This is a genomic window from Massilia cavernae (assembly GCF_003590855.1).
Classification (GTDB): domain Bacteria; phylum Pseudomonadota; class Gammaproteobacteria; order Burkholderiales; family Burkholderiaceae_D; genus Telluria_A; species Telluria_A cavernae.
Genome location: NZ_QYUP01000064.1, coordinates 1 through 10,412 on the forward strand (window position 1 = coordinate 1; position 10,412 = coordinate 10,412).

At 62.3% G+C, this 10,412-nt stretch carries 8 protein-coding genes and 2 pseudogenes; 9 read left to right on the top strand and 1 reads right to left on the bottom strand.

The window, feature by feature from the left end:
• A partial coding sequence (locus tag D3872_RS05895) for a GMC oxidoreductase (protein ID WP_229459185.1) occupies window positions 1-255 on the top strand: 255 nt, incomplete at its 5' end.
• A gap of 124 nt (window positions 256-379) precedes the next feature.
• Here D3872_RS05895 and D3872_RS05900 read toward each other — a convergent pair.
• Entirely contained in the window at window positions 380-1,978 is a 1,599-nt protein-coding gene (locus D3872_RS05900; protein ID WP_229459186.1) for a GMC family oxidoreductase, read from the bottom strand.
• Window positions 1,979-2,347: 369 nt separating this feature from the next.
• Between D3872_RS05900 and D3872_RS05905 the strand changes: the two genes are divergently transcribed.
• The 8 genes and pseudogenes from D3872_RS05905 to D3872_RS05940 form a co-directional block, all read left to right on the top strand.
• The gene (locus D3872_RS05905; RefSeq protein WP_119809910.1) at window positions 2,348-2,644 is read left to right on the top strand and encodes a DUF3237 domain-containing protein; all 297 of its coding nucleotides are present in this window, start codon (window positions 2,348-2,350) and stop codon (window positions 2,642-2,644) included.
• Window positions 2,645-2,932: 288 nt separating this feature from the next.
• Window positions 2,933-3,385, top strand: coding sequence for a MarR family winged helix-turn-helix transcriptional regulator (locus D3872_RS05910; RefSeq protein ID WP_119809911.1), 453 nt, complete (start codon window positions 2,933-2,935; stop codon window positions 3,383-3,385).
• Window positions 3,386-3,609: 224 nt separating this feature from the next.
• Entirely contained in the window at window positions 3,610-5,109 is a 1,500-nt protein-coding gene (locus D3872_RS05915; RefSeq protein WP_229459187.1) for an aldehyde dehydrogenase family protein, read from the top strand.
• Between the two features lie 37 nt (window positions 5,110-5,146).
• Window positions 5,147-6,004, top strand: a complete 858-nt coding sequence (locus D3872_RS05920; protein ID WP_119809912.1) for a p-hydroxycinnamoyl CoA hydratase/lyase — start codon at window positions 5,147-5,149, stop codon at window positions 6,002-6,004.
• Window positions 6,005-6,065: 61 nt separating this feature from the next.
• Window positions 6,066-7,511, top strand: a complete 1,446-nt coding sequence (locus tag D3872_RS05925; protein WP_119809913.1) for an NAD-dependent succinate-semialdehyde dehydrogenase — start codon at window positions 6,066-6,068, stop codon at window positions 7,509-7,511.
• Window positions 7,512-7,554: 43 nt separating this feature from the next.
• Window positions 7,555-8,755 (top strand): annotated as a pseudogene (gene fdhA, locus D3872_RS05930) (formaldehyde dehydrogenase, glutathione-independent).
• 73 nt (window positions 8,756-8,828) lie between these two features.
• Window positions 8,829-9,869 (top strand): Rieske 2Fe-2S domain-containing protein, encoded by a 1,041-nt coding sequence (locus D3872_RS05935; protein ID WP_119809916.1) that lies wholly within the window; start codon window positions 8,829-8,831, stop codon window positions 9,867-9,869.
• Window positions 9,870-9,903: 34 nt separating this feature from the next.
• Window positions 9,904-10,412: pseudogene (locus D3872_RS05940) on the top strand (PQQ-dependent dehydrogenase, methanol/ethanol family); the annotation flags it as partial.

The following is a 10,412-nucleotide window of genomic DNA, read 5'->3' on the forward strand; positions in this document are numbered from 1 at the left end:
AAGGCTGAATCCGATGCTGATATCGACGCCTATATCCGGAGAACCGCGAACACCATCTACCACCCGGTGGGCACTTGCAAGATGGGCGTCGACGAGTCGGCCGTGGTTGATCCCGAGCTGCGCGTTCGCGGCGTTGACGCCCTTCGCGTGATCGATGCATCGGTCATGCCGACCATCCCGAGCGGAAATACGAACTTCCCTACCATGATGATCGCGGAGAAAGCGGTCGATCTGATCCGGACGGGGCAACGATAAGCGCAGGTAAAAAGCTGCGTTTGCGAGCGATGCCATCGGCAGTACCACTGAATGTCCGTCCTTCAGGCACGGACATTAGTACTCGTCCGATGAATCGCTCGCAAACGCAGCTTTTTACCTGCGCTTATCGTTGCCCCGTCCGGATCAGATCGACCGCTTTCTCCGCGATCATCATGGTAGGGAAGTTCGTATTTCCGCTCGGGATGGTCGGCATGACCGATGCATCGATCACGCGAAGGGCGTCAACGCCGCGAACGCGCAGCTCGGGATCAACCACGGCCGACTCGTCGACGCCCATCTTGCAAGTGCCCACCGGGTGGTAGATGGTGTTCGCGGTTCTCCGGATATAGGCGTCGATATCAGCATCGGATTCAGCCTTCGAGCCGGGCTCATATTCCTGCCCGCGAATTGCGTCGAACGCGCCCTGGGCGATGATGTCGCGGGAGATTCGGATACCGGCACGGAGAACGCGCAGATCTTCGGGGTCACTCAGATAGCACGGATCAATGAGAGGTGCCTCACCCGGGTTCACTGTCTTGATGCGAACGGTGCCGACACTGCGTGGGCGACAGTGATTGAGGCTCGCCATGAAGCCTTCCTCGGGCACGATATCGCGGCCGTTATTGGAGTGCATGATGTTGACGCAATAAATCTGAATATCTGGGTGGTCGATTTCGGCCGACGAATGAACATGCGACCAGGCCTCCAGACCGTTGGTGGCACTGGGCCCGGATTTGAAGAGCGCGTACTTCGCGAACGAGCCCAACATCGAAAGCGGACGCGTGTTGCGCAGGTAGGACACAGGCGACGTCAGACGCTGCTTCAACGATACGTTCAGGTGGTCCTGGAGGTTTTTTCCGACACCCACGAGAGGCGCTTCAACCTTGATTCCTAGCGGCTGAAGGTCGAGCGGGTCGCCGATCCCGGACAACTGGAGGAGCTGGGGCGAATTCACTGCCCCACCTGCCAGAATGACCTCGCGATCCGCCCGAATGATTTCCCGTTGACCGCCTCGAATGACCTCGACGCCAACTGCGCGTCCTTGCTCAAGTATCACTTTCGTCACGAGCGCGTCCACGACAACCCGTAGGTTCGGGCGATCCATCGCAGGGGTGATATAGCGGGCCGCAGTGCTTTGACGGACCGCGTTCTTGTAATTGCCCTGGGCGTGCGACACGCCATACGTGGACAGACCGTTGTGATCCGGGTTGTACGGCAGTCCTGCCTGGATCGATGCATCGATCCAGGCTCGGGAGACCGCGGTCATGTTTTCCCTGACCGGTGCCGTCACGCCGACAGGGCCATCATGTCCACGATATTCAGGGTCGCCCTCCGCGAACGACTCCAGTCGCTTGAAGTAGGGAAGGCACTCCCGAAAAGACCAGCCACGGTTGCCGATTCGCTCCCAGTGATCGTAATCGCCTGGCAGCCCGCGGGAGGCAATCAGCCCGTTGATCGCGCTCGATCCGCCGAGCACCTTGCCCCGGGGGAAGTAGATCTCACGGCCGTTAAGCGCGCGCTGCGGCACCGTCTGATAGTTCCAGTTTCCTTGTCCCGACTTCATCAACGCGAAGAAGCCCGCCGGCATGCTGTACAGGATGTTCTTTCCCGTTCCTCCTGCCTCGATCAAGGTCACAGTCGTCCTGGGGTCCTCACTGAGGCGGCTGGCGACGATGCAGCCAGCCGATCCAGCCCCGACGACGATGTAGTCCGTAGTAGCCACTTGTCTCTTCTCCATTGCCCCATACAGGCGCTTGTTTATGAAATCCATCCGGGCCCTGCCGCACCACGGGAGATGGGGTCTCCCAAAGCCGGCAGTCTCTGCGGTTGAGGTCTGGGCGGTGATGGTTAACGCCTACTCCTCAAGCCCTGAACACATTTAGACTACACGTAAAGTAGACTTATGTAAAGGAACTATATATAAGTTTACCTCTGTACGGATCGCATGGACGAATGATCAGCGACTGTCGACGTTGATGCCATGAAGCACGCCTGTTCCAGGCGCTGCAAAGATCGGTATCGATGCCGCGTCTCGTTCTGTTTTGCGTCGGGGGGGCACTCTTCTCAAACTTTCAGTGGAGACAATGAGCGCATGAACATCAATGTTGCGCCGCGTGAACCGCGCTTCGAATTCGCGTTTTCTGTCCGGATTGTGTTGCACGGAGCGCACTACTTCGGGCCGAGCCCGCAGGGTGCTGAACGAGTAGCCGTCTATGTGAAAGAAGGATCGTTCGAGGGTCCCGAGATTCGAGGCGTGGTGTTGCCCGATAGTGGCGCTGACTGTCCTCTTGTCCGTCCGGATGGCGTCATCGATTTCGATGCCCGGTATCTCCTGAAGACCGATGACGGTGTGTTGATCTACATGCAGAACCGTGGCTCGACTGTATAAGGCGGAATCCGCCCAGAGGGTGCCGAAAGGCATGAAAAACCGCGCAAAGCGCCCTGAAAAGCGGCTAGAACCCGGTTTCAAGGCTGAATGCGGGTTTGCGAGCGATAAATTTCGACTGATCATCGATCAAGCCCGAAGGTATTCATGCCTTTTTCAACATCCTGATAGAGGAATCCGCGGGGTGTGCGAGGGGGGCAGGGTTGATATAAACACGATTTACCTTATAATGGCCGCCTGGCGGGCCGGCTTCTCGGCCCATTCCTCGTTATTGAAAAGACTGGCGGCGTCGTGGCATCCCCCAAGAAAAGTGTAAAAACAGTCAGCGTCGAAGCAACCACGCTTTACATGCTTGCCGCCGCACACCACGGCGTGCGCACGCAGATCGAGGCGGCCCTCAAGCAGTTCGACCTGACGCCGATTCAGTACACGGTCTTGTCGGTCATCGAGCACAAGCCCGGCCTGTCCTCGGCTGCATTGGCGCGCCGTTTCTATGTCAGTCCCCAGAATATGGGACAGCTGTTGACGTTACTGGAACAGCGCGGTTTGCTGACCAGGGCCGAGAATCCGGAAAACCGGCGTCTTCTCATCGTGAACCTTACCGAGGAAGGCCGCAGCATTCAGGCGCTCGGTGCGATTCAAATGCAGGCCGTCGAGCGCGCCGCGTTGAAAAATGTTCCGGCGGACTCCATTGATGCATTCCGCGATACGCTCTCCATCGTCGTCAATACCCTCCGTTCCTGATTGAGCGGCGCGCCAGTCGCGCCGGTCACTTCCGCTCCCTCCCGCAGTCGTGCCGGCGGCCTTGCGCCGTCGTTCATTTAAAGATCCCTTATATAAATTTGCCTTTGCATCTACTGCGAAGCGCTTCCGTTCGTCTTTTGCCATTCCCGTGAATTTTTTCGTTGACAAGGTATGCGAAGTTTATATAAAGTTCGTTTATATTAAAAATTTGATGAGGGCACAAAGTGAACAATCACAACATCGACAGCCAGCTGGCAACCCTGTCACAGGGATTCCTGGCGAAGACGCACCAGTTGTTCATTGATGGCCAGTGGCACGCGGCGCGGGGCGGGCAATCGATCGAGGTGCGCAATCCGGCCAACGGCCAGGTCTTCGCGCAAGTGGCCGCCGGTGAGGCGGCCGATATCGACCTCGCGGTGCAGGCAGCCCGCCGTGCGTTTGAAGGCAATGCGTGGCGCGCGCTCGGCCCGGCCGGCCGCGCCCGGCTCCTGCTCAAACTGGCGGACGCGATCGAAGCGAACGCCGACGAACTGGCGCTGCTGGAAAGCCTGGACAACGGAAAGCCGGTGCGTTTCGCCCGGATGATGGACGTTGGCGGCGCGGCCGAATGCCTGCGCTACAACGCGGGCTGGGCGACCAAGCTGTTCGGCGAGACAATCAACCTGTCGTTCCCAGGGCAATGGCAGGCTTATACGCTGCGCGAGCCGGTGGGTGTGGTGGGCCAGATCGTGCCGTGGAATTTCCCGCTTGCCATGGCTGTCGGCAAGATCGCGCCGGCCCTGGCCGCTGGTTGCACGGTCGTTCTCAAGCCTGCCGAGCAAACCCCGCTGACTGCCGTGCGGCTGGCCGAATTGATCGCACAGGTCGGTTTCCCGCCAGGCGTGTTCAACCTCGTGACTGGTTTCGGACTGACGGCGGGCAAGGCGCTGGCCGAGCATCCGGGAGTCGACAAGGTGTCGTTTACCGGGTCGACCCTGACCGGCAAATCCATCCTTGCCGCCGCCGCCGGCAACCTCAAGCGTGTGACGCTCGAACTGGGCGGCAAGTCGCCCACGATCGTATTCCCCGATGCGGATATCGAGAAGGCGATCGACGGCGCGGCGCGCAGCATTTTTTCGAACTCGGGCCAGATCTGCGCGGCCGGTTCGCGCCTTTACGTGCACAAGGATGTGTTCGACCGCGTGGTCGAAGGCGTCGCCGAGCGCGCCGCCAAACTCAAGGTCGGACACGGCCTGGCGCCGGACACCGAGATCGGCCCCCTCGTGTCGCAGCAGCAGCTGGACCGGGTCAGCGCGTATGTCCGCTCTGGCGAACGCGACGGCGCCGAGGTGCTCACGGGTGGCAAGGTGATCGATGGTGAAGGTTACTTCATCCAGCCGACGGTCCTGACGCAGACGCGCGCCGACATGGCCGTGGTGCGCGAGGAGATCTTCGGGCCGGTCCTGTGCGCGATGCCGTTCGAAGGTAACGACCTGGCGCAGATTGCCGCCCTGGCCAACGACACGGAATACGGCTTGTCCGCCACCGTATGGACACGCGACCTGAGCACAGCGCACAAGATGATCCACGCCATCCGGGCCGGCTCGGTCAAGGTGAATGCGGGCGGCCTGTTCGACAACGCGCTGCCGATGGGCGGCATGAAGCAGTCCGGCTGGGGACGCGAGAACGGCCGCGAGGGCATCGAGGTTTACACAGAAATCAAATCCGTCGCAATCGGCCTTTGAGCCGCTTGCGCCGATCACGACCACCACAGGAGAAAACATGACGAACACTACTACGGCGGATTCCGCCAAGCCGATCCCGGGTGGCACGCTGGTGCTGGTCGAATTCGACAAGGGCATCGCCTGGGTGTCGATGAACCGCCCGGAAAAGCGCAATGCCATCAGCCCGGCCCTGGCCTTCGAAATGATCGAAGTGCTGGACGCGCTCGAGATCGACGACCGCTGCAGCGTCGTCGTCCTGACCGGCAGCGGCGAATCCTGGTCGGCCGGAATGGACCTGAAGGAGTATTTCCGCGCCACCGACAAACTGTCGTACGACGAGCGCATGCGCGTTTACCGTGCCAATGGCACCTGGCAGTGGAAGATGTTGCGCAACTACGGCAAGCCGACCATCGCCATGGTCAACGGCTGGTGCTTCGGCGGCGCGTTCACGCCGATGATCGCGTGCGACCTGGCGATCGCGTCGGATGATGCGATTTTCGGACTGTCCGAAATCAACTGGGGCATCATCCCGGCCGGCGTGGTGACCAAGGCCGTGGCCGGCGTGATCAACCAGCGCGATTCGTTGTACTACATCATGACCGGCGAATCGTTCAACGGCGTGCGCGCCGCCGAAATGGGACTGGTCAACCAGTCGGTGCCGGCGGACAAACTGCGCGAGCGGACCGAAGCCCTGGCCCGCACGCTGATCGCGAAGAATCCGTTTGTGCTGCGCCAGGCGAAAGCCGCGTATCACATGGCGCGCGAGATGTCGTGGGAGACCGCGGCCGAATACCTGACCGCGAAGGCGGACCAGACCCGCGCCCTCGATCCGGAGCGCGGCCAGGACAAGGGCATGGCGCAGTTCATCGATGACAAGGCCTACCGTCCCGGCCTGGGCGAGTACAAGCGCGGCTAATCCTGCCCAAATTGAACTGGCGCCGCCGCACCAGCGTGCGGACGCCTTATGGAGAGTATTCATGTCTGTACCGTCGCTCGACCTGAAACTGTACATCGCCGGCGAATGGCTGGACGCGCGCGGCCGGCAAACCGAAGAAGTCATCAACCCGGCGACCGGCCTCTCGCTGGGGCAGTTGCCGCACGCCAGTGCCGCCGACCTGGACACCGCGCTCGAATCGTCGGAAGCGGCCTTCCTGAAATGGCGCGCCATGTCGGCGCTCGAACGCGGGCAGATCCTTCGCACTGCCGCCGGACTGCTGCGCCAGCGCCAGCATCACATCGCCACCATCATGTCGCTCGAGCAGGGCAAGACACTGGCGGAGTCCATGCTTGAAGTCCTCATCTCGGCCGAGGTTTTCGAATGGTCCGCGGAGGAGGGGCGCCGCGCCTATGGGCGTGTGGTTCCGGGCCGCTTCCCCGGCTGGCGCAATACCGTCCTGCGCCAGCCGATTGGCGTGACCGCGGCCTTCACGCCCTGGAATTTCCCGGCCCTGATCCCGGCCAGGAAAATCACGGGCGCGCTGGGCGCCGGCTGCACCTGCATCATCAAGGCCGCGGAAGAGACTCCCGCCTGCACGATCGAGCTGGCGCGCGCGCTGCATGACGCGGGACTGCCTCCGGGAGTCCTGAATGTCGTGTTCGGGGTGCCGGCCACGGTATCGGAGCACCTGATTTCGTCACCCGTGGTACGCAAGGTGTCGTTCACCGGCAGCGTCGCGGTTGGGCGCCACATCGCCGGGCTCGCGGCGCAGGGCGTCAAGCCGGCGACGCTGGAACTGGGCGGCCACGCTCCTGTGCTTGTATTCGACGACGTCGATGTGCAGCGCGTGGCCCGAGCGGCCGTCGCCGGGAAATATCGCAATGCCGGGCAGGTGTGCGTTTCGCCCACGCGCTTCTTCGTCCACGAGAAGATCTACCGTGAATTCGCGGCTGCGTTCTCCGATGCCGCCGGCTCCTTGCGCCTGGGCTCCGGACTCGACCCGCAAACCGGGATGGGGCCGCTTGCCAACCCGCGCAGGGTGGCGGCGATGGAAAGCCTGGTCGAGGACGCGCGCGCCGGCGGTGCGAAAGTCAGCGCCGGCGGGGCTCCAGGCGGAAGCGAAGGCTTTTTCTACAAGCCGACCGTGCTGACCGACATCGATCCCGGCGCGCGCGTAATGAGCGAAGAGCCGTTCGGTCCGCTCGCGCTGATCATCCCGTTCGCCAGCGAAGAGCAGGCGATCGCCCAGGCGAATGCGCTGCCGTTCGGCCTTGCCGCCTATGCATTCACGTCCAATGCCGACCGTATTACGAGGCTGGCGGATCACATCGAGTCCGGCATGTTGGGCATCAATACCTTCCTGATCGCGTCCGCGGAAACCCCGTTCGGGGGCGTCAAGGATAGCGGTTATGGCGCCGAGGGCGGCACCGAAGGGCTGGACGCGTACCTGACCAGCAAGTACGTCGCCCAGGCGCCCGCGGCATAGCAGGTTTTCGTCAACGAAGTTAACAGTCACAGGAGACACAGACATGTCGGACAATCGCGGTGTAGTGTATGTGGAACAAGGGCGAGTCGAAGTGCAGGGGATCCCGTTTCCCAAGCTGCAAAGCCCCCGGGGCAAGAAGATCGAGCATGGGGTGATCCTCAAGGTCGTCACGACCAATATCTGCGGCTCGGACCAGCACATGGTGCGCGGCCGCACGACCGCGGCTTCCGGCCTGGTGCTCGGGCACGAGATCACCGGCGAGGTAATCGAAGTCGGCAAGGACGTCGAGACGCTCAAGCTGGGCGACCTGGTGTCGGTGCCGTTCAATGTGGCATGCGGACGCTGCCGTTCCTGCAAGGAGCAGCACACTGGCGTGTGCCTGAGCGTCAACCCGTCGCGCGCTGGCGGCGCTTACGGCTACGTCGACATGGGCGGCTGGATCGGCGGCCAGGCGGAATACGTCATGGTGCCGTACGCGGACTTCAACCTGCTGCGCTTCCCGGACCGCGACCGCGCAATGGAAAAGATCACCGACCTGACCTGCCTGTCCGACATCCTGCCGACCGGCTATCATGGCGCGGTCACGGCCGGTGTCGGCCCCGGCACCACCGTCTACATCGCCGGCGCCGGTCCGGTCGGCCTGGCCGCTGCGGCCTCGGCCCGCCTGCTGGGCGCGGCCGTCATCATTGTCGGTGACGTCAATCCGGTGCGCCTCGAGCACGCACGCAGCGTGGGCTTCGAAACCGTCGATCTCTCCCTCGACGTGACGCTGGCGGAGCAGATCAGCGCGATCCTTGGCGACGCCGAGGTGGACTGCGCGATCGATTGCGTCGGCTTCGAGGCACGCGGCCATGGCCACGGCGGGTCGCAAATCGAAGCGCCGGCCACCGTACTGAACTCGCTGATGGAGATCACCCGCGCTGCCGGACGCATCGGCATCCCGGACTGTACGTGACCGACGATCCTGGTGCGGTCGACGCCGCCGCCAAGCGAGGCAGCCTGAGCCTGCGCCTGGGGCTGGGGTGGGCCAAGTCGCACAGCCTGCACACAGGGCAGACCCCGGTCATGAAATACAACCGCCAGCTGATGCAGGCGATCTTGTGGGACAAGATCCACGTCGCCGACATCGTCGGCGTCCAGGTAATCTCGCTCGACGAGGCGCCTGGCGGCTACGGGGCATTCGACGCGGGCGCGCCGAAAAATTCGTCATCGATCCACATAACATGCTCAAGCGCGCAGCCTGACCGGCGCACAGCATTTTGCAAGAGCCGCCATCGGCCCGACCGCAGGCTGATGGCGCTACAAGGAGAAACCTACATGTTCCCGAAAAATACCTGGTACGTCGCCTGCACGCCCGACGAAATCGCCGACGGTCCGCTCGGTCGCCAAATTTGCGGCGAGAAAATTGCCTTCTTCCGCGGTCCTGAAGGCAAGGTTGCTGCGGTCGAAGACTTCTGCCCGCATCGCGGCGCCGCTTTGTCCCTCGGCAAGGTCGTGGACGGAAAACTGGTGTGCGGCTATCATGGCCTGGCGATGGGATGCAACGGCAAGGTCGTGTCGATGCCTGGACAGCGGGTTGGCGGATTTCCAGGGGTACGCAGTTTTCCGGTCGAAGAGCGTTACGGTTTCATCTGGGTCTGGCCGGGAGACCCCGCGCTGGCAGATGCGTCGAAAATCCACCATCTCGAATGGGCCGTCAATCCCGAGTGGGCCTACGGCGGCGGCCTGTACCACATCAACTGCGAATACCGCCTGATGATCGATAACCTGATGGACCTGACCCATGAGACTTACGTCCACGGGTCCAGCATCGGGCAGAAGGAAATCGACGAAGCACCGGTGGCGACGCGGATCGAAGGCGAGGAGGTCATTACCGAGCGCTTCATGGAAAACATCATGGCCCCGCCGTTCTGGCGCCTGGCATTGCGCGGGAATGACCTGCCCGATGACGTGCCGGTCGACCGCTGGCAGATCTGCCGCTTCACCGCGCCCAGCCATGTGCTGATCGAAGTCGGTGTCGCGCTCGCCGGCAAGGGCGGCTACCACGCCGATCCACGCTTCAAAGTCTCCAGCATCGTGGTGGACTTCATCACCCCCGAGACCGAAACGTCGCACTGGTATTTCTGGGGCATGGCCCGTAACTTCAAACCACACGATGCGGCGCTGACCGCATCGATCCGCGAAGGACAGGGCAAGATCTTCGGTGAAGACATGGAAGTGCTCGAACGCCAGCAGAAGAACCTCGAATCCTACCCGGAGCGCAAGCTGTTGATGCTCAATATCGACGCGGGCGGCGTGCAGTCCCGGCGGATCCTCGCGAAGATGGTCGCAAAAGAGCAAGCGCCCAATGCGGCCTGAGTAAGCCCAATCAACCTCGTTAGCCGGAGTCCCTATGCGTTATCTACGCAGTTTGCGTGCCTTCCTGGTCCTGGTATTGCTATTTCATGGTACGGCCGACGCAGCAGGCAAGGCGGCAAAGGCCGCACAAGTGGACTGGAAACGCGTTCAGGCGGCCGACAGCGAGCCGCAAAACTGGTTTACCGGCGGCAGGGACGCAGGCGAGCAGCATTACTCGCCGCTGGCCCTGATCAACGAGGGCAATGTCGGACGTCTCGGCTTTGAGTGGGAATTCGACTCGGGCAACCTGCGCGGGCGCGTACAGCGCGGGCATGAGGCGACACCGATCGTCGTCGACGGTGTCATGTACAACTCCGGGCCTTTCGGCGCCGTGTACGCCCTGTCCGCCACGACCGGCAAGCTGTTGTGGCGTTTCGAGCCCCAGCTCGATGGCGCATGGGCGCGCAAGGCGTGCTGCGACGCCGTCAATCGCGGCGTCGCTGTATGGAAGGGCAAGGTATATGTCGGTCAGCTTGACGGCTGGCTGGTGGCCCTGGATGCGGC